15 protein-coding genes are annotated in these 22,561 nt (G+C 68.7%); 5 read left to right on the top strand and 10 right to left on the bottom strand.

Annotation, left to right across the window (positions count from 1 at the left end; all coding sequences use genetic code 11):
* Window positions 1-45: 45 nt before the first annotated feature.
* The 4 genes from lpdA to QPK29_RS05270 are packed head-to-tail and all read right to left on the bottom strand — an operon-like array spanning window position 46 to window position 5,044.
* Window positions 46-1,449 (bottom strand): dihydrolipoyl dehydrogenase, encoded by a 1,404-nt coding sequence (gene lpdA / locus QPK29_RS05285; RefSeq protein ID WP_371770303.1) that lies wholly within the window; start codon window positions 1,447-1,449, stop codon window positions 46-48.
* A 4-nt stretch (window positions 1,450-1,453) separates the two neighbouring features.
* Window positions 1,454-2,767, bottom strand: a complete 1,314-nt coding sequence (locus tag QPK29_RS05280) for a dihydrolipoamide acetyltransferase family protein (RefSeq protein WP_371770304.1) — start codon at window positions 2,765-2,767, stop codon at window positions 1,454-1,456.
* Complete coding sequence (locus tag QPK29_RS05275) at window positions 2,767-3,810, bottom strand: alpha-ketoacid dehydrogenase subunit beta (protein ID WP_371770305.1); 1,044 nt, start codon at window positions 3,808-3,810, stop codon at window positions 2,767-2,769. Before QPK29_RS05275 ends, QPK29_RS05280 begins: the two co-directional genes overlap by 1 nt.
* Before the next feature lies 1 nt (window position 3,811).
* Window positions 3,812-5,044, bottom strand: coding sequence for a 3-methyl-2-oxobutanoate dehydrogenase (2-methylpropanoyl-transferring) subunit alpha (locus QPK29_RS05270; protein WP_056132985.1), 1,233 nt, complete (start codon window positions 5,042-5,044; stop codon window positions 3,812-3,814).
* A gap of 276 nt (window positions 5,045-5,320) precedes the next feature.
* Between QPK29_RS05270 and QPK29_RS05265 the strand changes: the two genes are divergently transcribed.
* A complete protein-coding gene (locus tag QPK29_RS05265) occupies window positions 5,321-8,536 on the top strand; it encodes a PAS domain S-box protein (RefSeq protein WP_371770306.1) in 3,216 nt (1,071 codons plus the stop codon).
* On the opposite strand, the gene QPK29_RS05260 is transcribed toward QPK29_RS05265, so the two are convergent.
* Entirely contained in the window at window positions 8,488-9,477 is a 990-nt protein-coding gene (locus QPK29_RS05260; RefSeq protein ID WP_371770307.1) for an alpha/beta fold hydrolase, read from the bottom strand. The genes QPK29_RS05265 and QPK29_RS05260 overlap by 49 nt on opposite strands.
* Window positions 9,478-9,550: 73 nt before the next feature.
* Window positions 9,551-11,023 (bottom strand): flavin-containing monooxygenase, encoded by a 1,473-nt coding sequence (locus QPK29_RS05255; protein ID WP_371770308.1) that lies wholly within the window; start codon window positions 11,021-11,023, stop codon window positions 9,551-9,553.
* Between the two features lie 84 nt (window positions 11,024-11,107).
* On the opposite strand from QPK29_RS05255, the gene QPK29_RS05250 reads away from it, so the two are divergent.
* Complete coding sequence (locus tag QPK29_RS05250; protein WP_371770309.1) at window positions 11,108-11,746, top strand: TetR/AcrR family transcriptional regulator; 639 nt, start codon at window positions 11,108-11,110, stop codon at window positions 11,744-11,746.
* Window positions 11,747-11,786: 40 nt separating this feature from the next.
* Here QPK29_RS05250 and xth read toward each other — a convergent pair whose 3' ends face one another.
* On the bottom strand, window positions 11,787-12,572 hold the full coding sequence (gene xth, locus QPK29_RS05245; RefSeq protein WP_371770392.1) for an exodeoxyribonuclease III: 786 nt from the start codon (window positions 12,570-12,572) through the stop codon (window positions 11,787-11,789).
* A 188-nt stretch (window positions 12,573-12,760) separates the two neighbouring features.
* Between xth and QPK29_RS05240 the strand changes: the two genes are divergently transcribed.
* Together QPK29_RS05240 and QPK29_RS05235 are read left to right on the top strand one after the other, a co-directional pair.
* Window positions 12,761-15,160, top strand: a complete 2,400-nt coding sequence (locus QPK29_RS05240) for a glycoside hydrolase family 31 protein (RefSeq protein WP_371770310.1) — start codon at window positions 12,761-12,763, stop codon at window positions 15,158-15,160.
* A gap of 73 nt (window positions 15,161-15,233) precedes the next feature.
* Window positions 15,234-16,337, top strand: coding sequence for a hypothetical protein (locus QPK29_RS05235; protein ID WP_371770311.1), 1,104 nt, complete (start codon window positions 15,234-15,236; stop codon window positions 16,335-16,337).
* A gap of 12 nt (window positions 16,338-16,349) precedes the next feature.
* Here QPK29_RS05235 and QPK29_RS05230 read toward each other — a convergent pair whose 3' ends face one another.
* A complete protein-coding gene (locus QPK29_RS05230) occupies window positions 16,350-16,736 on the bottom strand; it encodes a cupin domain-containing protein (protein WP_371770312.1) in 387 nt (128 codons plus the stop codon).
* 147 nt (window positions 16,737-16,883) lie between these two features.
* Between QPK29_RS05230 and QPK29_RS05225 the strand changes: the two genes are divergently transcribed.
* Entirely contained in the window at window positions 16,884-19,235 is a 2,352-nt protein-coding gene (locus QPK29_RS05225) for a hybrid sensor histidine kinase/response regulator (RefSeq protein WP_371770313.1), read from the top strand.
* A gap of 9 nt (window positions 19,236-19,244) precedes the next feature.
* On the opposite strand, the gene QPK29_RS05220 is transcribed toward QPK29_RS05225, so the two are convergent.
* Window positions 19,245-19,619, bottom strand: coding sequence for a group III truncated hemoglobin (locus QPK29_RS05220; protein ID WP_371770314.1), 375 nt, complete (start codon window positions 19,617-19,619; stop codon window positions 19,245-19,247).
* Between the two features lie 91 nt (window positions 19,620-19,710).
* Window positions 19,711-22,545 (bottom strand): M16 family metallopeptidase, encoded by a 2,835-nt coding sequence (locus tag QPK29_RS05215; protein WP_371770315.1) that lies wholly within the window; start codon window positions 22,543-22,545, stop codon window positions 19,711-19,713.
* Window positions 22,546-22,561 lie beyond the last annotated feature (16 nt).

Raw genomic sequence — 22,561 nt, 5'->3', positions numbered from 1 at the left:
GGCGAAGGGCGTCGGGGGGCGGCGCCGCTTCGCCCGTGCGTTTTTTTAAACATGCAGCGCGTGGCCCAGCGCGCGCAGCGCCGCTTCCTGCACGGCCTCGCCCAGCGTCGGATGGGCGTGGATCGTGCCCGCGACGTCCTCCAGCTGCGCGCCCATCTCGATCGATTGCACGAACGCCGTCGAGAGTTCCGACACCGCACGGCCGACGGCCTGCCAGCCGACGATCACGTGATTGTCCTTGCGGGCGACCACGCGTACGAAGCCGTCCGTGGACTCCAGCGTCATCGCCCGGCCGTTGGCGGCGAACGGGAAGCTCGCGTCGATGCAATCGAGGCCCAGCGCAGCCGCTTCCTGCGGCGTCATGCCCACGACGACCACTTCCGGGTCCGTGAAGCAGACGGCGGGAATCGCGCTCGGCGTGAAATGGCGGCGCTTGCCCGCGATGATCTCGGCCACCATCTCGCCCTGGGCCATCGCGCGGTGCGCCAGCATCGGCTCGCCCGTGAGGTCGCCGATGGCCCACACGTTGCGCATCGACGTGCGGCACTGGTTGTCGATGCGGACGTAGCGCCCGTTCATGTCGAGCAGCAGGCTTTCCAGGCCGTAGCCCTCCGTGCGCGGCCGGCGGCCGACGGCGACGAGCACGCGATCCGCTTCCAGCACGGCTTCCTCGCCGCCGCCGTTCTTCATGCGGATGCCCCGGCAGCCGTCGCTGCGGCCGTCCTCGGCCAAGCCCAGCACGCTCGATTCCAGGTGGAGGCCGATGCCCAGCCGCTTCAGGCTTGCCGCGACGGGTTTCACGAGGTCGTCGTCGTAGGCGGGCAGCACGCGGCCGGCCGCTTCCACGACCGTCACCCGCGCGCCCAGCTTGCGGTAGGCGATGCCCAGTTCCAGGCCGATGTAACCGGCGCCGACGACGACCAGGTGCTCTGGCAGCGTCTCGGGGGCCAGCGCTTGCGTCGACGACACGATGTTGCCGCCGAACGGCATGAATGGCAGTTCGACGGGCACGGAGCCGGCCGCGAGCAGCAGGTGTTCGCAGCGGATCCGCAAGTCGCCCACCTCGACCGTCTTGCCGTCCAGGATGCGCGCCCAGCCTTGCACGACTTTCGCGCCGTTCTTCTTCAGCAGCGCACCGACGCCGCCGGTCAGGCGCTTGACGATGCCGTCCTTCCACGCGACCGTTTGCGCGACGTCGATGGTCGGCGCGCCCGTGCGGATGCCGAGCGGCGACGCGCCCGCGTAGCTGGCGGCCTGGTGGAACGCGTCCGCCGCGTGGATCAGCGCCTTGGACGGGATGCAGCCGATGTTCAGGCACGTGCCGCCCAGGTCCGCGCCTTCGACGAGCACGGTCGGGATGCCCAGCTGGCCGGCGCGGATCGCGGCGACGTAGCCGCCCGGGCCGCCGCCGATGACGAGGAGGGTGGTGTTCTCTGTCTTGACCGTCATGCGCTCACTCCACGAACAGGGTGGCCGGCGACTCGAGATACGAGCGCACGGCCTGGATGAATTCCGCCGCCACCATGCCGTCAATGACGCGGTGGTCGAACGACGACGACAGGTTCATCAGCTTGCGCGCCACCATGTCGCCGTTGCGGATGACAGGCCGGTCGACGATGCGGTTCACGCCCACGATCGCGACTTCCGGGTGGTTGATGACGGGCGTGCTGACGATGCCGCCCAGTGCGCCGAGGCTCGTGAGCGTGATCGTCGAGCCGGACAACTCGTCGCGCGCCGCCTTGCCATGGCGCGCCGCATCCGCCAGCCGGGCGATCTCCGCCGCGCTGGACCACGGATCGCGCGCTTCCGCATGACGCACGACAGGCACCATCAGGCCGGCATCCGTCTGCGTCGCGATGCCCATGTGGACGGGCGCGTAGCGCGTCACCACGTTCGCCTGGTCGTCGTAGCGGGCGTTCACGTCGGGGAAGCGGCGAAGGGCGAGGACGACGGCGCGCATCAGCAGCGGCAGCAGGGTGAGCTTGCCCCGTTCTTCGCCGTAGCGCGCATTCAGCTGGCCGCGCAGCGCTTCCAGTTCCGTCACGTCGACTTCCTCGACGTACGTGAAATGCGGGATCTGGCGCTTCGCCAGCTGCATCTTCTCCGCGATCTTGCGGCGCAGGCCGATCACGGGGACGGCTTCCTCGCCTTCCAGTTGCGCATAGCGCCCGTCCGCGCCCGCAGCGCGGCCGCGCCCGGCCATGTGGGCATCCAGGTCCGCGTGCGTGATGCGGCCCGCTGGACCGCTGCCGGCCACGTATTGCAGCTCGATGCCGAGGTCCCACGCGCGCTTGCGCACGGCCGGCGCGGCCAGCGGTTTTTCGCCCGCCGCGCGTAACGCAGGCCGAGGCGCAGGCGCAGGCGCACGCGCGGGTGCGGGTCGCGACGGCGGCGGGGCGACGGCCGGCGCCGCCTGCGCGACGCTCGCCGCGGCCTCCGCCACGCGCGCCGGCTCCGGCACGAAGCCGTGCGGGACTTCCGCGGGTTCGTCGGCGGGCGGCGGTGCCGCCTGCGCATTCCCCGCACCTTCCACTTCCAGCCGGATCAGCTCCGCACCGACCGCCAGCGATTCCCCGACCTTGCCGCCAAGAGCAATCACCGTGCCGTGCACCGGCGACGGAATCTCCACCGTCGCCTTGTCCGTCATGACGTCTGCCAGGACCTGGTCTTCGACGATCGCGTCGCCCGGCTGCACGCGCCAGGCGACGACTTCCACTTCCGCGATGCCTTCGCCCAGGTCCGGCATCTTGATCACATGCTGTCCCATCACGCCTCCATCGCTCGTTTGAATGCCGCGCCCACGCGGTCCGGTCCCGGGAAATACGCCCATTCCTGCGCATGCGGGTAAGGCGTGTCCCAGCCCGTCACGCGCTCGATGGGCGCTTCCAGGTGGTAGAAACAGTGTTCCTGCACGAGGGCCGCGAGTTCCGCGCCGAAGCCGCTCGTGCGGGTCGCTTCGTGGACGACGACGCAACGGCCGGTCTTGCTGACGGATGCGATGACCGTCTCCAGGTCCAGCGGCCACAGGGTGCGCAAGTCGATGATCTCGGCGTCGATGCCCGTCTCGTTCGCGGCCGCCTCGGACACCCACACCATCGTGCCGTAGGTGAGCACGGTAAGGTCGCTCCCTTCGCGGAACACGGCGGCCTTGTCCAGCGGGACCGTGTAATAGCCTTCCGGGACTTCGCCCTTCGCGTGCTTGGCCCACGAGACGACGGGACGGTCGTGGTGGCCGTCGAACGGGCCGTTGTACAGCCGCTTCGGTTCCAGGAAGATGACGGGGTCGTCGTTCTCGATCGCGGCGATCAGCAGGCCTTTCGCGTCGTACGGATTCGACGGCATCACCGTGCGCAGCCCGCACACGTGCGTGAAGAACGCTTCGGGACTCTGGCTGTGCGTCTGGCCGCCGTAGATGCCGCCGCCGCAGGGCATGCGGATCGTCAGCGGCGCGGTGAAATCGCCGGCGGAGCGGTAGCGCAGGCGCGCCGCCTCCGACACGATCTGGTCGGTCGCGGGATAGAAATAGTCGGCGAACTGGATCTCGACGACGGGACGCAGGCCGTACGCCGCCATGCCCACCGCCGTGCCGACGATGCCGCCTTCCGAGATCGGCGCGTCGAAGCAGCGCTGCTTGCCGTATTTCGCCTGTAGGCCGTCGGTGACGCGGAACACGCCGCCGAAATAGCCCACGTCCTGGCCGTAGATGACGACGTTGTCGTCGCGCCCGAGCATGACGTCCATGGCCGCCCGGAGGGCCTGGATCATCGTCATCGGGGTGGTCTTGATGTCGTTGTCGATGTCGCGCTTCATGTCACACCCCCAGTTGCTGGCGTTGACGGCGCAGGTGTTCGGGCATGTCCTTGTAGACGTCCTCGAACATCGACGCGGCGCTCGGCACGCGGCCGTCGATCAGCGTGCCGTGGCGTTCCGCCTCCTTCTGCGCGGCCAGCACCTCGGCTTCCAGTTCGGCCTGCAGCGCCTCGTGTTCCGCGTCCGACCACCAGCCTTTGCCGATCAGGTGGCGGCGCAGGCGGCCGATCGGGTCGCCCAGCGGGAAGTAGGTCCATTCGTCGGCGGGCCGGTAGCGCGACGGGTCGTCCGACGTCGAGTGCGGCCCGGCGCGGTACGTCACCCATTCGATCAGCGTGGGTCCGAGATTGGAGCGCGCGCGTTCCGCCGCCCAGCACGATGCGGCATACACGGCCAGGAAATCGTTGCCGTCCACCCGGAGGGACGCGATCCCTGCGCCGACGCCGCGCGCGGCGAAGCTGACGCTCTCGCCGCCCGCGATCGCCTGGAACGTGGAGATCGCCCACTGGTTGTTGACGACGTTCAGGATCACGGGCGCCTGGTACACGTGCGCGAACGTGAGGCCCGTGTGGAAATCGCTTTCCGCCGTGGCGCCGTCGCCGATCCAGCCCGACGCGATCTTCGTGTCGCCCTTGATCGCGGACGCCATGGCCCAGCCGACCGCCTGCGGGATCTGGGTGGCGAGGTTGCCCGAGATCGTGAAGAAGCCCTTGTTCTTCACGGAATACATCACCGGAAGCTGGCGGCCCTTCAGCGGGTCCGCTTCGTTCGACAGCAGTTGGCACACCATGTCCACGAGCGGATACTCGCGCGCCATCAGCAGGCTTTGCTGGCGGTAGGTGGGGAAGCACATGTCGCCATCCTGCAGGGCGAGCGCATGGGCGCTGCCGATGGCTTCCTCGCCGAGCGAGGTCATGTAGAACGACAGCTTCTTCTGGCGCTGGGCGATCACCATGCGCGCGTCGAAGATGCGGGTCTTCATCATCGTTCTCAGGCCGAAGCGCAAGGTGTCCCGGTCGAGGCCGGGATCCCACGGGCCGACGGCATTGCCGTCGTCGTCCAGCACGCGGATCATGCCGGCGGCGAGTGCCGCCGTGTCCTGGTAGCGGACGTCGACGGGCGGCCGCGGCGTGTCGCCGGCCTGGTGGATGGCGAGGTAAGAAAAATCGGTCTTGCAACCCGGGCGGCCGGTAGGCTCCGGGACGTGCAGCGACAGAGGTGTACTCTGGCTCATAAACGCTGTCCCCCTTGGTAAGGTGTGTGTGCGGCAGCAACATATTAATTCCGGAGAGACGGCGCACGGGTGCTTTCGCCGGGAATTTTCGTGCTGTCCTGCAGCATGCCGGTGCGGGATCGCCGCGCGCGCGGCCGCCGTATCTGGCCCGCACCTTAGCATGCGGTGCAGCGAACGGGGGCCGATCCGGACAAGGTCGCCAATCGTGTGACCGCACGATTGCAAACGCGCTTAAAATCGCGGACTTCTCAATCATCCAGCGGGCAGATCCACACGATGTTGACTCAGGCGGCTCCGGTCAGAACCTTCGGCGCGGGCGGCGGCCTGCTGGGCGGAATCATCGACGACTACGACTGGGCCGGCACGAGCCTCGGCCCCATCTGCCGCTGGCCGGACGTCGTACGTACGACCGTCGAACTGATCCTGCGCTCGCCCGTGCCGATCGTCACGTTATGGGGCGAGGACGGCGTCATGATCTACAACGACGCCTATGCCGGCGTCGCGGGCGGGCGCCATCCGCGCCTGCTCGGCTCCAGGGTGCGCGAAGGCTGGCCCGAAGTGGCCGACTTCAACGACAACGTGATGAAAGTCGGCCTGGCCGGCGGCACGCTGTCGTACCGCGACCAGGAACTGACCCTGCACCGCAGCGGCAAGCCCGAGCCGGTGTGGATGAATCTCGACTACTCGCCGATCGTGGACGCGGCCGGCGCCGTCGTCGGCGTGATCGCCATCGTCGTCGAGACGACGGCCAAAGTGCGCGCCGAGCGCTGGCTGAGCGGGGAACACGGCCGCCTGCAGACCATGTTCGAGCAGGCGCCCGGCTTCATGGCCCAGCTGGCGGGCGCCGACCATGTGATCCAGTCCGCGAACGCCGCCTACCGCGCGCTCGCCGGCCAGCGCGACCTGCTCGGCAAGCCGCTGCGCGAGGCTTTGCCGGAGACGGTGCCCCAGGGCGTGATCGCGATCCTCGACCAGGTCTACCTCTCCGGCACGACCTATACCGCGACCGCGAGCCCGCTGTGGCTGGCGGGCAGCGATGGCGAACGGCGCCTGCACTTTGTCGATTTCGTCTACCAGCCCGTCAAGCGCGAGGACGGCGCCGTGTTCGGCATCTTCGTGCAGGGCGGCGACGTCACGGTGCGCGTCGAGGCCGAGCGGGCGCTGCGCGAGAGCGAGGAAAAATTCCGTACATTCGCCGAGGCGATGCCGAACCAGGTGTGGACGGCGACGCGGGACGGCAAGCTCGATTGGTTCAATACGCACGTGTACGCGTACAGCGGCCGCGATCACGACACCCTGGCCGGCAGCGCGTGGACGGCCACCGTCCATCCCCACGACCTGCCGGGCGCGCAGGAGCGCTGGGCCATCGCCGTGGCGTCGGGCGCGCCGTACGACGCCGAATTCCGCCTGCGCCGGGCGGACGGCACGTACCGCTGGCATCTGTCGCGCGCCGTCGCGCTGCGCGACGGGGAGGGCAACGTGGCCCGCTGGATCGGCACCAGCATCGACATCGAAGACCAGAAGGTCATCGCGCACCGCCTCGCCGCGCTGAACACGGACCTGGAATCGACGGTCGCGCGGCGCACGGCGGAGCGCGACCGCATGTGGCGCCTGTCGCGCGACCTCATGCTCGTCGCGTCGTTCGACGGCAGCGTCGAAGCCGTCAGTCCGTCGTTCGGATCGCTGCTCGGCTGGACCGAGCACGACATCGTCGGCAAGAACTTCCTGCAGCTCGTGCACCCGGACGACCAGGCCGCGACGATGGCGCAGATGGCGTCGCTGGGCGAGGGCCACTACGTCTATAAATTCGAGAACCGCTACCGGCGCAAGGACGGCAGCTATTGCCTGCTGTCGTGGACCGCGGCGCCGGACGCCGATTTCATCCACGCGATCGGCCGCGACATCACGGCCGACCGCGAACAGGCGGAGCAGATCCGCCGCACGGAACTGGCGCTGCAGCAGTCGCAGAAGATGGAGACGATCGGCAAGCTGACGGGCGGTGTGGCGCACGATTTCAACAACCTCCTGCAGATCATCTCGGGTAACCTGCAGCTGCTGGAAATGAACACGGGGGGCGCCGAGGTCCAACGCTGGATCGGCAATGCGCGCTCCGCGGTCGGGAAGGGCGCGAAGCTGGCGAGCTACCTGCTCGCGTTCGGCCGCCGCCAGCCGCTGGAACCGAAGGTGGTCAAGATCGGCCGCGTGGTGACGGGCATGGAAGACATGCTGCGCCGTGCGCTCGGCGAAGAGATCGAGGTGGAGCTCGCGATCTCGGGTGGATTGTGGAACACGGCGGTCGACGTGGCGCAGGTCGAGAACGCGATCCTCAACCTCGCCATCAATGCGCGCGACGCCATGTCCGGCGCGGGCAAGCTGACCATCGAGGCGCACAACGCCATCCTCGACGATTTGTACTGCCGCACGCACGGCGACGTGACGCCGGGCCAGTACGTGATGCTGGCCGTGACGGACACGGGAAGCGGCATGACGCCGGACGTGCTGCGCCAGGCGTTCGAGCCGTTCTTCTCGACGAAGGCAGAGGGTAAAGGTTCCGGCCTCGGCCTGTCGATGGTGTATGGCTTCGTCAAGCAGTCCGGGGGCCACGTCAAGATCTACAGCGAGCCGGGGCAGGGCACGACGGTGAAGCTGTACCTGCCGCGCACGACGGCGGCCGAGGAACCCCTGGGCCCGATGGATCCGCACCAGCCGGCCGTCGGCGGCACCGAGACGATCCTCGTCGCGGAAGACGACGAAGCCGTGCGCACGACCGTCGTCGAGATGCTGACCCAGCTCGGCTACCGCGTGCTGAAGGCGGCCGACGCGGCCAGCGCGCTCGCGGTGGTGGAATCCGGCGTGCCGATCGACGTGCTGTTCACGGACGTCGTCATGCCCGGCACCCTGCGCAGCCCGGACCTCGCCCGCATGGCGCGCGAACGGCTGCCGAATCTCGCCGTGCTGTTTACGTCCGGGTACACGGAAAACTCGATCGTGCACGGCGGCCGCCTCGATCCCGGCGTGGAACTGCTGGGCAAGCCGTACACGCGCGAAAGCCTGGCGCGCCGCATCCGCCAGGTGCTCGCGAACCAGCGCAACCGCGTCCACGTGGACAGCGCGCCGCCCGTCCCGCCTTCGGCCGGGCGCGCGCCCGACCCGGGCCGCCTGCGCATCGTGCTGGTGGAAGACGAGGACGAGATCCGCGACTCGACCGCGGCGCTGCTGCGCCACCTGGGCCACGAGGTGCTGGAAGCCGTCGATGCGGAGCAGGCGCTCGGGATCATGTCGCCCGCGTCGGACCTGCTGATCACGGACGTACTGTTGCCCGGCATGTCCGGCGACCTGCTGGCCGCCCAGGCCCGCACCCTGGCGCCCGGCATCCGCATCGTGTTCGCGACGGGGAAGGGGGAAGTCAACAACTGGCCGGATGCCGTCGTGCTGCGCAAGCCTTACGACCTGGCCGCGTTGACGGCGGCGCTGGCGGACAGCGTCGCCTGAGCCGCGGCCGCGTCGATGAACGCGGCCGTCGCCTCCGGATTCGTGATGGGCAGCATGTGGCCGCCGTCGATCAGCTGGAGTGTCGCGCCACGGACCTTGTCCGCGAGCGCCTGGCCGTGCGCCCGCCAGTCGAGGATGCGGTCGTCCTTGCCGTACAGGATGCCGACGGGGACCTGCAGTTCGCCGTAGCGCGTCTCCTGTGCCGGCAGGCAGTCGGGGAGCGCGCGCAGGTCGTCGGACGCAGCCAGGAAGGCGCCGGGGCGCAGGCCGAGCAGGCCGCCGCCGCGCGTCGCGAAATCCGCTGGCACGGCTTCCGGGCCGAACACCTGGTCCAGGGCCACGCGGCTGTTCCTGATCGCCGCGGGAATCGCGAGGGTCCATGCGACGATCTTGCGCCACGCCGGCGACACGATCGTCAGGCCCTCGAACACGGGCGGCACGTGTTCCTGCATGTGCGTCAGCGGTGCGACCAGCGCGAGGCCGCCGACGCGGTGCGGGTGCCGCAGCGCGAGCGCGAGGGCGAGCGCACCGCCCAGCGAATGGCCCACGACGAGCGGGCGCTCCAGTTTCAATTGTTCGATCAGCGCGGCGAGCATGGCGGCCTGCGTGTCCAGGTCCGCCGGCGTGGCGGGCGCGCGCGTGGAAAAGCCGGAGCCGGCGCGGTCGACGGCGATCATGCGGTAGCGCCCGGCCAACCGGCCGGTCACGCCGTACGTGTAGTGCGCGAGCTGGCCCGCGAGGCCGTGCACGAGGAGCAGCGGGGGCAGGTCCGGATCGCCACCGTCGAATTCCTGAATGTGCAGGCGCGCGCCGGGCACGTCGACGAAGCGGCCCTGCGGCGGCAGCACGGCTTCGACCTTGCGCGCGGTCCACAGCGTGAACACAAAGGCCACGAACACCGGCAACGCGAGGACGGCGAGGAGGATTGGCATGAGAGTCATCGTTCGATCGCTTTCTTGAGTAGGTTCCGGTAACCGGGGGAGACAGGCGTTCCAGCGGCGCGGTCGCGCAGGTTCAAGGCATGGCGCCTTTGCGGCCGAAACGCAGGACGCCGTCCGCGATGCGGCCGTAGCGGATCGTCAGCATGTCCTGCACATAATTCTGGTAGACCTGCCACGGCTTGCGCGAGCCCTGCTGCGGCAGCTCGGCGCGGGCGCGCTGTACGTAGCCCGACGTGAAACCGAGGAACGGTTCCGGTTCGACGCCCGGTTCGCGGTGCACGACGGCGACGTCCTGCCCCTTGCGATCCATGTGGCGCAGCAGGCGCACGACCCAGGCGGCCGTCAGGTCGGCCTTCAGCGTCCACGACGCGTTCGTGTACCCGAACGTCAGCACGCAGTTCGGCAGGCCGGACAGCATCATGCCCTTGTACGACATGGCGTCGTTCGGACGGAACGGCTTGCCGTCCACGGTGATGGCGATGCCGCCCAGCAGCTTGATCCTGAGGCCCGTCGCGAGCACGACGACGTCGGCGGGCAGCAGTCGGCCGGATTCCAGCAGCAGGCCTTCCGGCGTGAAGCGCTGGATGCGGTCCGTCGCCACGCTCGCACGGCCCGCGCGGATCGCGCGGAACAGGTCGCCGTCCGGCACGACGCACACGCGCTGGTCCCACGGCTTGTAGCCGGGCGTGAAATGGGTGTCCACGTCGTAGCCCGGGCCCAGCTGGTGGCGGGCCATCTCGACGATCCTGCGTTTCGCGAGCTCCGGCTTCGACCGCGCGACGCGGTACAGCAGCATGCTCTCGACGATCACGCGCCAGCGCGTCAGCGCGTACGCGGCGCGTGCCGGCAGCCAGCGGCGCAGGCGCTGCGCGAAGCCGTACTCGGACGGGCGGCTCACGACATAGGTCGGGGAGCGCTGCAGCATCGTCACGTGGGCGGCGTCCTGCGCCATCGCGGGCACGAGCGTCACGGCCGTGGCGCCGCTGCCGACGACGACCACGCGCCGGCTCCGGTAATCCAGGCCGGCGGGCCAGAACTGCGGCTGCACGATCCGGCCGGCGAACGCGTCCTCGCCGTCGAAGCGGGGGCGGTATGCCTCGTCGTAGCTGTAGTAGCCGCTGCACATGGCCAGGAAACGGGTGCGCAGCCACACGCGCCGACCGTCGTGCTCCGCCTCCACCCGCCAGCACGCGTCGATGCTCGACCAGTGCGCGCCGACGACCTTGTGGCCGTAGCGGATGTGGCGGTCGATGCCGTTGTCGCGCGCCGTCTGCGCGATATAGCGCCGGATGGATGGCCCGTCCGCAATCGCCTTGCCTTCAGTCCAGGGTCGAAACGCGTAACCGAGGGTATACATGTCGGAGTCCGAGCGCACGCCGGGATAGCGGAACAGATCCCACGTGCCGCCGAGCGCGGCGCGTGCTTCCAGGATGGCCCAGGTCTTGCCGGGGCAGCCCCGCTGCAGATGCCAGGCGGCGCCGACGCCGGACAGGCCGGCGCCGACGATGAGGACGTCGAAAAAGGGCGCCGCGGCTGCTTCGGTCATGGCGTGTCTCGTTGTATTTGGAATGCTACTGACACCGTATATTGTCACATATTGATAAGCAACGTTCTGTGCGAAAATAGAAGGATGCCTCCAGAAACTTCACAACCTGCCCGGCCTTATCGTGGCGTCCCGCAAGACGAACGGCGTGCGCAGCGGCGCGCGCAACTGATCGCGGCGGCCGTCGCCGTGTATGGCGAGCGCGGCTACCGCCAGTCGACCGTCAAGGCCGTCTGCGAGGCCGCCGGGCTGACCGAACGTTATTTCTATGAATCCTTCGCGAACAGCGAAGAGTTGTTGATCGCCTCGTTCAACGCCGTCACCTACAGCGTGCTGGGCGAGCTCACGGACGCGGCCCAGCAGGCCGGCCGCAGCCGCGTCGCGCGGGCGCGGGCGATGCTGCACACGTATTTCGCGGCGCTGCAGCGCGAGCCCCGTTCGGCGCGCGTGTTCCTCGTCGAGATCCGCGGCGTCAGCCGGGCCGTCGACAAGGCCTTCGATGCCGCGCTGCGCGCGATCGGCGAACAGGTCGGGCGCTACGTCGTGCCGCCGGGCGTGCCGGCCGACCCGCTACTGGAAGCGGGCATCGTCGGCGGCGTGATCCACATCGCGCTGCGCTGGATCGAGGATGGGTACACGCCGGATATCGAGGTCGTTACCGACAGCGCGCTGCGGCTCGGCATGGTGCTGGGACGGCCGCCGTTGCGGCGGGCTGCGGGCGGCTGAGACACCGTCGTTCCCGCGCACGCGGGAACGACGTGAGGCCTTACGCCAACTTCGGCCAGTCCAACTCCACCCACGTCGGCGCATGGTCGCTGGGCTTCTCTCGCCCGCGCACGTCGCGGTCGACGCCGGCCGCCTTCAGCTTCGGGGCGAGGGCAGGGCTCAGCAGCAGGTGGTCGATGCGCAGGCCCGCGTTGCGGCCGTACGCGTCACGGAAATAATCCCAGAATGTGTAGATGACTTCGCCGGGGTGCGTCGCCCGGAGGGCATCCGTCCAGCCCTGGTCGAGCAGGCGCTGGTAGGCCGCGCGCGTCTCCGGGCGGAACAGCGCGTCGTCGAGCCAGCGTTCCGGCTTGTAGACGTCCAGTTCCGTCGGCATCACGTTATAGTCGCCCGCGATGACGACCGGCGCACCCGTGGCGATCAGTTCCTGCGCGCGCAGCCGCAGGCGTTCGAACCAACGCAGTTTGTACTCGAACTTCGGGCCCGGCGCCGGGTTCCCGTTCGGCAGGTACAGGCAGGCGACGAGGATGCCGTTCACGGCCGCCTCGATGTAGCGGCTCTGCTCGTCGTCGGGGGCGCCCGGCAGGCCGCGCTGGAGTTCCTGCGGCTCGGTGCCGCGCGCGAGGATCGCGACGCCGTTCCAGCTTTTCTGGCCGTGCCAGATCGGGCAATAGCCGGCCGCGCGGATCTCCATCTCGGGAAATTTTTCCTGCGGCGCCTTCAGCTCCTGCAGGCACGCCACGTCGGGCTGCGTCTCCTCGAGCCATTGGAGCAGGGCGGGAAGGCGGCTGTTGATACCGTTGACGTTGAAGGTGGCGATGCGCATGGGGTCTCTCATGGGTTGTCGTTGCCGCTATTCTGACCCGAGAATGCCGCGGCCGCCGCACGACGCGTCTAAGTAGTCAAACTACTTAATATTTTCGTCGAATTTTACCAAGAAGCCCAGGGACTGTAGCATTTCTACGTGAACGGGTTAAAATTCCCGTATTCCAACAACGACAACGCCCAGAGACCATGAAACCCATTCCCCATGCCGTCCTCGCCCTGTGCCTGCTCGCCGGCCTGCCGGCCCACGCACAGAACGCGGACCGCACCTACCTCGGCTACCGCAACGACAACGGGACGCTGGACATCGCCACCAGCGACGGCCGCTACCTGATCCGGCCCTACGACGCCAACATCGTCGAGACGAGCTTCGTGCCGCGCGGCGAGACGTTCGACCCGGCGTCGCACGCCGTCGTGCTGAAGCCCGGCCAGGCGCAGGCGACGATCCGGGAAGCGGACGGGCGCATCCAGCTCGTCACGGACGGCATCACGGTCACGGTGGAAAAATCGCCGCTGCGCATCAGCTATGCGTACAAGGGGAAACCGCTCGTCGCCGAAAAGGAGGGCTATGGCCACGCGGGAGAACTGGAAAGCATCGAGTTCGCGCTCGCGGGCGACGAGGCGCTGTACGGCGCCGGCTCGCGCGCCGTCGGCATGAACCGGCGCGGCAACCGCTTCCGGCTGTACAACCGGGCGTCGTACGGCTTCGGCAACCGCGCCGACCAGATGGGCTATGGCATCCCGATGGCCGTGTCGTCGCACAAGTACGCGATCCACTTCGACAATCCGCAGGCCGGGTGGCTCGATTTCGACAGCCGCAAGGACGGCACCCTGCGCTACGAAGTGATGGGCGGCCGCAAGACCTACCAGGTGATCGCGGGCGACGACTGGGCGCAGCTGATGGACGAGACGACGCGCCTGACCGGCCGCCAGCCGCTGCCGCCGCGCTGGGCGTTCGGCAATTTCGCGAGCCGCTTCGGGTACCACGACGAGGCCGAAGCGCGTGCCGTCGTCGATCGATTCATCGCGGACGGCATCCCGCTGGACGCGATCGTGTTCGACCTGTACTGGTTCGGCAAGACGGTCAAGGGCACGATGGGCAACCTCGCGTGGGACCGCGACAGTTTCCCCCATGCCGAGGCGATGATGGCCGACTTCGACAGGAAAGGCGTCAAGACGGTGCTCATCACGGAGCCGTTCGTGCTGACGACGTCCAGGCGCTGGCAGGAAGCGGTGCAGCAGGGCGTCCTCGCGACGGATGCGCAGGGCAAGCCGTTCGTCTTCGATTTCTTCTTCGGGAACACGGGCCTCGTCGACGTGTTCAAGCCGCAGGCGCGCGACTGGTTCTGGAACATCTATAAAGACCTCAAGGCGGGCGGCGCCGCCGGCTGGTGGGGCGATCTGGGCGAGCCGGAGACGCATCCGTCGGCCGCGCGCCACGCCACCGGCACCGCGGACCAGGTCCACAACATCTACGGCCACGAATGGGCGAAGCTGATCGCCGACGGCTACGCGCGCGACTTCCCGCAGGAGCGGCCGTTCATCCTGATGCGCTCGGGGTATTCGGGCTCGCAGCGCTTCGGCATGATCCCGTGGTCCGGCGACGTGCAGCGGGGCTGGGGCGGCCTGCAGTCGCAGATGGAGATCGCGCTGCAGATGGGCATGCAGGGCCAGGCCTACATGCATTCCGACCTGGGCGGCTTCGCCGGGCCCGTGCTGGACGACGAGTTGTACGTGCGCTGGCTCCAGTACGGCGTGTTCCAGCCGATCTTCCGCCCGCATGCGCAGGAAGAAGTGCCGGCCGAGGCGATCTTCCGCACGCCGGCCGTGAAGGCGCTCGCGCGCGCCGCCATCCGCCTGCGTTACGCGATGCTGCCGTATAACTACACGGCCGCCTTCGACGACAGCCGCAGCGGCATGCCGATGATGCGCCCCGTGCTGTTCGAGGATCCGGACAACGAATTCATGGCGACGACGGGCATCTCGTCCACGTACCTGTGGGGCCCGGACTTCCTCGTCGCCCCCGTCACGGAACCGGGCGCCACGCGCAAGGAAGTCTTTTTCCCGCGCAAGGGCAGCGTGTGGTTCGACTTCTACACCGACGAGCCGCACCACGGCGGCATCCTGGAGACGGTGACGCCGCGTCCGGACCGCATCCCGACTTACGTCCGTGCCGGGGCGTTCATCCCGCTCGCGCAGCCCGTGCAGAGCACGCGCGATTATTCGACGGCGAAGCTCGACCTGCATTACTGGCACGATGCGGGCGTGACGCAGGCGCAGGGCCACCTGTACGACGACGACGGGCACACCGCGCACGCGTTCGAAACGGGCAAGTACGAGCTGGTGCGGTTCTCCAGCAGGTTCGCCGACGGCCGCCTGGCCCTGACGGTCGCGCCGGAACCAGGCGCCGCCGCGACGCCGACCGCGCGCACGTTCGACCTGAAGGTGCACAACGTGGCGGCGAAACCCCGCGCCGTGCAGGTCGGCGGCAAGGCGATCGCCTACCGCTGGGACGCGAAACGGCGCGTGCTCGACGTCAGGCTGCCGGCCGTGCGTGCCGCCGCGTTGCAGGTGGTCGTGACCCTGTAGCGCAGGCGCGCTCCGCGCCCGGGTTGAATTCGGTACACTGCTCCTCCGGCAATCCGGAATTGCGCACCGCACCATGAAGACCCAATTGTTGCAAGACTTCCAGGAAAGCGGATCGGCACCGTCGACGCCGCCATCGCCGCCGCCATCTCCGGCCGCGCCGCGCCGGCGGCCGGCCGTCTGGCACGGCCCCGGTTCGCAGCGGGCCGAAGCCGGCGCGGCCGTCCAGAAGGCCGACCCCGGACCGGCGCAACGCGCGCCGGAAGTCTCGGCGCGCGGCAAGGGCGTCGCGATCGAAGCCCTGGCCGACCGCATCGCGCAAGCACGGACGGCGCGGCCTGCACCGCCTGCACCGCCGCCGCCGCCCGCCGACGAGCCCACCGTGCCGGGCGCCGAGGCCCGCCCGCACCCGGAGCCGCCGCGCCCGCCCGAGCCGCCGCCGGCCGCCGATCACATTCCTCCGCCGGTCGCCGATCGCATTCCTCTGCCGGTTGCCGATCAGATTCCTCCGCCGGTTGCCGATCCCATTCCTCCGCCGCGCGCCGACACGGGCACGGTCCCGCGCCCCGTCCAGCCGGACATCGAAGCGGAATGGCTTGCCGCGCGCCTGCGCGAGGAAGCGGCGGCGCGCGAGGCGCCGGCCTGGACGAGCATGTGGAAACGCCGCCTCGTCACGTGGAGCATCGCGGGCGGCCTGCTGGCCGGCCTGGCGGCGGGCGGCTTGTGGCTGTACGAGGAAAACCGGGTCGAGGATGCGCTCGTCGTCGTGGCGAACATGTCACCGGCTGGGCAACCGTCGGCGGCGGCCTTCGTTGCCCGCGCGCCGGCGCCTGCACCGGTGCCGGTGCTGGTGCGGCCCGCCGTCACGCCGGAACCCGTGAAGCCGGTGCCCGATGAGCCCGTCGCCCCCGTCATCGAGGACAAGGCGCCCGCCGCGGCCCCGGTCGACGTCACGCCGCCGCGGCGCGCGGCACGCCACAAGACGACCGTGAAGAAACAGGGCACCGCGAAGGCGCGCCGCACGGCGACCAAAGAGGCGCCTCCGGTCGCCGCCGACCCGTCGCCGCGCCAGCGCCGCGAAGAAACCCTGATGCAGTGCCGGGCCCACGGCTATGACGCGCGCCGGTGTATCGAGCGCGCCTGTACGATGACGCGCTACGGCCTCGCGTGCAAAGGGTAGACGGGCGCGGAATCAGTGGCCGTGCTGTTTTTCGTAGTCGTCCGCCTCGGCCTTGGTGGCGTGCACGATGCCGTCCGGGTGCTCGGGCGGGGTGTACAGCGTGTACAGGCGCATCGGCTCGCTGCTCGACGTGTTGATGACGTTGTGCTCGGTCCCGGCCGGGATGACGACGGCGACGCCGTCCTCGAGCTTGTGCTGTTCGCCATCCAGGATCGCGACGCCCTGGCCGGCCTCGACACGGATGAACTGGTCGTGGCCCTCGTGCTTTTCGAGGCCGATTTCCTCGCCGGGCTGCAGCGTCATGATGACCAGCTGGCTGCGCTGGGTCGTGTAGAGGACTTCCCGGAAATTATTCCCGGCAAGCGTTTTTGCTTCGATGTTGATGCTGTAACCCGCCATGACGTTCTCCATGAAGTTGTCGTCCGCATTGTAGCGGATAGCGTGATCCGATACCCAATGTTGTCAGCGCGGCCACAAACGTTTCATTGCGTGCATGAGTGTTTCCACAATGTTATAATGAGATCATGAACGTTTGACCTTTCCGACATGACTTCCGACTTCACCACGCAGCGCCGCATGCAATTGTTGATCGAGCGGGTCGCCGATTACGCGATCTACATGCTGAATCCCGACGGCACGGTCGCAACCTGGAACGCCGGCGCGCGGCGCTTCAAGGGGTACACGGAGGCGGAAATCCTGGGCCAGCATTTCTCGCGCTTCTACACGCCGGCGGACCGCGCCGCCGGCCTGCCGGAACGCGCGCTCGCCACGGCGCTGGACAAAGGACGGTTCGAGGCGGAGGGCTGGCGCGTGCGCAAGGACGGCAGCCATTTCTGGGCATCCGTCGTCATCGACCCGATCCTCGACGACGACGGCCAGTTGCTCGGCTTTGCCAAGATCACGCGCGACATCAGCGACAAGAAGCTGGCGCGCGAAGCGCTGCGCCGCAGCGAGGAGCAATTCCGCCTGCTCGTCGACAGCGTGATCGACTACGCCATCTACATGCTGTCGCCGGAAGGCCTCGTGACGACGTGGAACGCGGGCGCCCGCAACATCAAGGGGTATGCGGCGGACGAAGTCATCGGCACGCACTTCGGCCGCTTCTACACGGACGAAGACCGGGACAACGGCCTGCCGGACCGCGTGCTGGCGACGGCGCGCGAACAGGGCCGCTACCACGGCGAGGGCGTGCGGGTGCGCAAGGATGGCTCGTGCTTCCGCGCCGACGTCGTCGTGGACGCCATCCGCGACGCGGACGGCCGCCTCGTCGGCTTCGCCAAGATCACCCGCGACGTCACGCAGCGCGTGCAGCTGGAAGAGGCGCGCCAGGCCCTGCAGCATGCCCAGCGCCTGGAAGCGGTCGGCAAGTTGACGGGCGGCGTCGCGCACGACTTCAACAACATCCTGCAGGTGATCGGCGGCAGCCTGCAACTGCTGGGCGGGACCGTGACCGGGCTGCCGGCCGCGCAGCGGCATCTGCAGATGGCGCTGGCCGCCGTCGACCGCGGCGCCAAGCTGTCGTCGCAACTGCTCGCGTTCGCGCGCCGCCAGCCGCTGCAGCCTTATGTGCTGAACCCGGGCCGCGTCGTGCGCAACATGGAAGACCTCGTGCGCCGCGCCGTCGGCGAGCACGTGGAAGTCGAGACCGTCGTCTCGGCGTCGCTGTGGAATACGACGCTCGACCCGCACCAGCTGGAAAACGTCGTGCTGAACCTCGCCATCAATGCGCGCGACGCGATGCCCGGAGGCGGCAAGCTGACGGTCGAACTGTCCAACACGATGCTCGACGACACCTACGTCAGCGCCGCGCACGAGGTGCCGCCGGGGCAGTACGTGCTGCTGGCGATCTCCGACACGGGCACCGGTATGGCGCCCGAGGTGCGCGAGCGCGCCATCGAGCCGTTCTTCACGACCAAGGGCGAAGGGCAGGGGACGGGCCTGGGCCTGTCGATGGCCTTCGGCTTCGTCAAGCAGAGCGGCGGCCACTTCCGCATCTACAGCGAAGTGGGCCACGGCACGACGATCAAGGCCTATTTCCCGCGCGCGCTCGAGGCGGAGCAGACGCTGCCGGAGCCGGTCGCGAACGAGGTGCGCGGCGGCACCGAGACGATCCTGGTCGTCGAGGACGATCCGAACGTCCAGGCGACCGTCGTCGGCATGCTGTCCGAATTGGGCTACCAGGTGCTGCGCGCCGACAATGCCGAATCGGCGTTGGCCGTGCTGAAGGCCGGCGTGCGCTGCGACCTGCTGTTCACCGACGTCGTCATGCCGGGCAAGCTGAAGAGTACCGAGATGGTGCGCCAGGCGCGCGCGCTGCTGCCGGACATGAAGGTCCTGTACACGTCCGGCTACACGCAGAACGCGATCATCCACGGCGGCCGCCTCGACCCGGGCGTGGAGCTGCTGTCCAAGCCCTACCGCCGCGAGAAGCTGGCGTCCAAGGTGCGCCAGCTGCTGGGCGCGAAGGAGTCGATGCCCGAGCCGGCACCGGTCGCGCCGGCGCCGCGCCAGGTAGCGTCCGCGGGCCTGCGCGTGCTGTTGATCGAAGACGATGCCCAGGCCCGCGAGCTGTACCGCGACATCCTGCTGGCGGCGGGTTTCCAGGCCGACGAGGCGGCCACGGCCCAGGACGCCCTGGCGCTGCTGGCGCGCGACCGCTATCACGCGGCGGTCGTCGACTACAGCCTGCCCGACCTGGACGGCCTCACGCTCGCCCGGCGCATCGTGGAACGCCATCCTGGTGTCGCGATCGTGTTCGCGTCCGGCTACGGCAGCCTGGTCGCGGGCGCAGCGGACGTCACGGCGCGCGTGCTGACGAAACCGTTCACGGATCTGCAGCTGAAACAGGCGTTGCTGGCCGCGGTGGCCGAGCGGCGTGACGCGTCACGCCGCGCCTGAGCGGTCGTCTCAAACGCGGATATCGCCAAAAAAGCCCAGTTGCAGGCTCGATGCGATGCGCTGGGCGACTTCCAGGACCTCGGTCGCGCCGTCGATGCCGAACACGTCGATTGCCGTCAGCCGGAACAGCGTGAGCCAGCGGACGAAGTGTTCCGTCTCGATGCCCGCAAGGGCCATATGCTTGCCGAAGACATTCCCCTGGAATTCGCCGGTGCCGAGCAGGACCTTGGTCCAGAACGCGACCATGCGCGGCATGTGCTCGTGCCACCGTCCGGCGAGTTTCGCTTCGAATACGGGGGATAGCACGGCATCGTCGCGCACGCGCGCGTAAAACGTGTCGACCAGGCGGATGATCGACGATTCGGTGATGGCGGGAGAGGGCATGGCTTGCTCGGGAACGACGTGATGTGGATGATTCTAGCAAATATGCATCCAATATGCACCTTCAACGTCCCCGGCCATGCCCCCTTCGGACTTACTTGCTGGCGGTCTTCACGTCGGCCTCGGGCAGCAGGACGACCTGGACATAGTTGTCCTTGTCGAAGTAGCGCTGCGCGGCCGTGCGCACGTCCGCCACCGTCAGTGCGTCGACTTCGTCCATGACCGTCAGCAGGTGCGACAGCGGCGTGCCGTCGAGCAGGGACACTTTCACGCTCTGCAGCCAGTACCCGTTCTCGTGCTGCGAACGCTCGTGGACGACGCGCCAGTTGGCCTTGACCTTGTCGAGTTCCGCCTGCGTCGGGCCGTTGGCCTTGACGCTGTCGATCTCCGCGAACAGCGCGGCGACGAGCTGGTCGACCTTTTCGGGGCCGGTCGGCAGCTGCGTGCTGATTTCATAGTGCTGGTACGGGATACGCTGCACCGCGCCGGCCATCTGGCCCGAATAGATCAGGCCGAGCTTCTCGCGCAACACCGCGTTCACCCGCAGATTCATCACCTCGATGAGCGCGCTCATGCGCAGCGCCTCGGCCGGCGACCAGGCCGCCGGACCGGAAAACGTCAGCGACACGACGCTCTTGGGCTCCGTGCCCGCGTGGACTTCCTTCTTGACGACGCCTTGCGCGATGCGCAGGCCGACGTCGCGGTAGGCGAGCGGCAGGTCGGGCGTCGGCAACGTGCCGAGGTAGGCGGTCACGAGCGGCTTGATGGTCGCCGGATCGAAGTCGCCGACGACGACGAACGTCAGGCCCTTCGCGCTGGCGAAGCGCTGGCGGTACACGGCGAGACTGCGGTCGAGGTCGATCTTGCCGAGGTCTTCCTGCGTGGGCATGCGCCCTTCGTACGGATGACGGCCATAGAGCGTGTCGGCGACCGCTTCGGCGAAGCGCTGCTCGGGGGCGGCCGCGCGGTTGCGCACCATGTCGCCGAGCGCACCCATATACGCCTTGTACAGGGATTCGTCGCGCCGCACGCCGTCGAAACGCAGCCACAGCATCTGGAACATCGTCTCCAGGTCTTCCGCACCGCTGGCCGACTGGCCGCCGATCTCATCCGTGTAGTCGGACATCCCGAGCGTCACCGCCGCGCGCCGGCCCGCGAGCATCTTCATCAGGTCCGTGGGCGCGAAGTCCTTGATGCCCATCGACATGGCCAGCCCCGTGGCGGCGCGCGCGTTCGGCAGGTCCTTCTCGTCGACCAGCGTCTGGCCGCCGTAGCGCACCGCGCCCAGCAGCACCTCGTCCTTGCGGAAGGCGGTCGGCTTGAGGACGACCTGCACGCCGTTCGACAACGTCAGCCGGGTCAGGCCGAGCGTCTCGTCGCGCGTTTCGGTCACGATGCGGCCGGGCGCGGCGGGACGGTCCATCAGGCGCTGCGCAACCTTCTTTTCGGCGCGGTCGGTGACCGTGGCGTGCGCGGCCGCCGCGTCGGCGGCCAGCAATTGATCCGTCGTGGGCGCGGGGCCGGCCTTCGTATTGCCGGCGAACACGACGAGCTTGCCGGCATCCGCCGGGAACGCGTTGCGGGCAGCCGCATTGAGGTCGGCGACCGTGATCCCCGGCAGCAATTCCTGCATGACATGGAACTCGGCCTCGATGCCCGGGATGCTTTCGCCGGCGAGGAAATTGCGCTGGTATTCGGCAACGTACCGCCCGGAATCCGTCGTGTCCCGTTGCTTGACCGCGCTTTCCATCCCATTCAGGACGACTTTGCGGACACGCGCCAGCTCCGCTTCGCTGAATCCGAACTGGCGGACCCGGTGCATTTCCTGCTCGACGGCCGCGACGGCCGGGACCACGCCGCCCGCACCCACGGCGGCGCTGATGGAGAACGCCTTGTGGCGCGCGGTCACCGGGATGGTGCGGCCGCCCGCGCCGAGGAACGGCGGATTCGCCTGCTGCGTCAGCTCGCCCAGCCGCAGGCTCAGCAGGATGGCCGCGAGGTTGTCCACGACCTTGGCGCGGTAGCTCCCGTATGTCCCGAGGTCCGGCTCGAGCCGGACGGGGTAGTTCAGCTCGACGGCACTGCCGGACATTTCCTCGTCGGCGAACACGAGCGCTTCCGTCCGCGTTCGTGCGGGAATGTCGGCGTAGGTCCGGGGGCGCGGCTGCGGCGGATTGGCCAGCCCGGCGAAGTGCGCCTTGACCAGGCGCTCGGCCTCGGCCGGTTCGATGTCGCCGACGACGATCACGGCCATCAGGTCCGGCCGGTACCAGTCGCGGTAGAAGCGGCGCAGCGCCTCCGGCTGCGCGGTGCGGATCACGTCTTCCTTGCCGATCGGCTCGCGCAGCGCATAGCGCGAGCCGTTGTACAGCTTCGGCGCGAGCGCCTTGCGCAGGCGCTCCTGCGCGCCCTTGTGCAGGCGCGCTTCCTCGAGCACGATCGCGCGCTCCTTGTCGATGTCGTCCGCAGCCAGCGTGACGCCGTGCGCCCAGTCTTCCAGCACCGTGAAGGCGGTCTCCACGTTCTCCTTGCGGTCGGTCGGTACGGGCAGCATGTAGACCGTCTCGTCCAGGCCCGTGTAGGCGTTCAGGTCGGCGCCGAACTTCACGCCGATCGATTGCAGGTACGAGACCAGTTCCTGTTTCTTGAAGTGCGTGGAACCGTTGAAGGCGAGGTGTTCGACCATGTGGGCGAGACCCTGCTGGTCATCGTCCTCGAGCGCGGAGCCGGCCTTCACCACGAGCCGCAGCTCGACCCGGTGCTCGGGCTTGCCGTTCTTCTGGATGTAATAGGTCAGGCCGTTCGCCAGCTTGCCGACCTTGACCTGCGGCCCGACGGGAACGCGGGCATTGAGGTCGACGGCGGCTGTGGCGGGCAGCAGCGTGGCCAGGGCGGCGGCGAGCACCGTGGCGCGAAACAGGAAGGGCATCCGTACATCCTTTGGG

The organism is Massilia orientalis (assembly GCF_030411975.2).
Taxonomy (GTDB): Bacteria; Pseudomonadota; Gammaproteobacteria; order Burkholderiales; family Burkholderiaceae_D; genus Telluria; species Telluria orientalis.
Note: the sequence above shows the minus strand (reverse complement) of the source record. Positions and strands in the feature narration are given on the sequence as shown.

Bases quoted from the DNA above. Each gene is read 5' to 3' on its own strand.
- QPK29_RS05240 (WP_371770310.1), top strand. From the start codon at position 12,761: ATGAAACCCATTCCCCATGCCGTCCTCGCCCTGTGCCTGCTCGCCGGC.
- QPK29_RS05255 (WP_371770308.1), bottom strand. From the start codon at position 11,023: ATGACCGAAGCAGCCGCGGCGCCCTTTTTCGACGTCCTCATCGTCGGC.
- QPK29_RS05220 (WP_371770314.1), bottom strand. From the start codon at position 19,619: ATGCCCTCTCCCGCCATCACCGAATCGTCGATCATCCGCCTGGTCGAC.
- QPK29_RS05250 (WP_371770309.1), top strand. From the start codon at position 11,108: ATGCCTCCAGAAACTTCACAACCTGCCCGGCCTTATCGTGGCGTCCCG.
- lpdA (WP_371770303.1), bottom strand. From the start codon at position 1,449: ATGACGGTCAAGACAGAGAACACCACCCTCCTCGTCATCGGCGGCGGC.
- xth (WP_371770392.1), bottom strand. From the start codon at position 12,572: ATGCGCATCGCCACCTTCAACGTCAACGGTATCAACAGCCGCCTTCCC.
- QPK29_RS05265 (WP_371770306.1), top strand. From the start codon at position 5,321: ATGTTGACTCAGGCGGCTCCGGTCAGAACCTTCGGCGCGGGCGGCGGC.
- QPK29_RS05270 (WP_056132985.1), bottom strand. From the start codon at position 5,044: ATGAGCCAGAGTACACCTCTGTCGCTGCACGTCCCGGAGCCTACCGGC.
- QPK29_RS05275 (WP_371770305.1), bottom strand. From the start codon at position 3,810: ATGAAGCGCGACATCGACAACGACATCAAGACCACCCCGATGACGATG.
- QPK29_RS05215 (WP_371770315.1), bottom strand. From the start codon at position 22,545: ATGCCCTTCCTGTTTCGCGCCACGGTGCTCGCCGCCGCCCTGGCCACG.
- QPK29_RS05235 (WP_371770311.1), top strand. From the start codon at position 15,234: ATGAAGACCCAATTGTTGCAAGACTTCCAGGAAAGCGGATCGGCACCG.
- QPK29_RS05230 (WP_371770312.1), bottom strand. From the start codon at position 16,736: ATGGCGGGTTACAGCATCAACATCGAAGCAAAAACGCTTGCCGGGAAT.
- QPK29_RS05280 (WP_371770304.1), bottom strand. From the start codon at position 2,767: ATGGGACAGCATGTGATCAAGATGCCGGACCTGGGCGAAGGCATCGCG.
- QPK29_RS05260 (WP_371770307.1), bottom strand. From the start codon at position 9,477: ATGACTCTCATGCCAATCCTCCTCGCCGTCCTCGCGTTGCCGGTGTTC.
- QPK29_RS05225 (WP_371770313.1), top strand. From the start codon at position 16,884: ATGACTTCCGACTTCACCACGCAGCGCCGCATGCAATTGTTGATCGAG.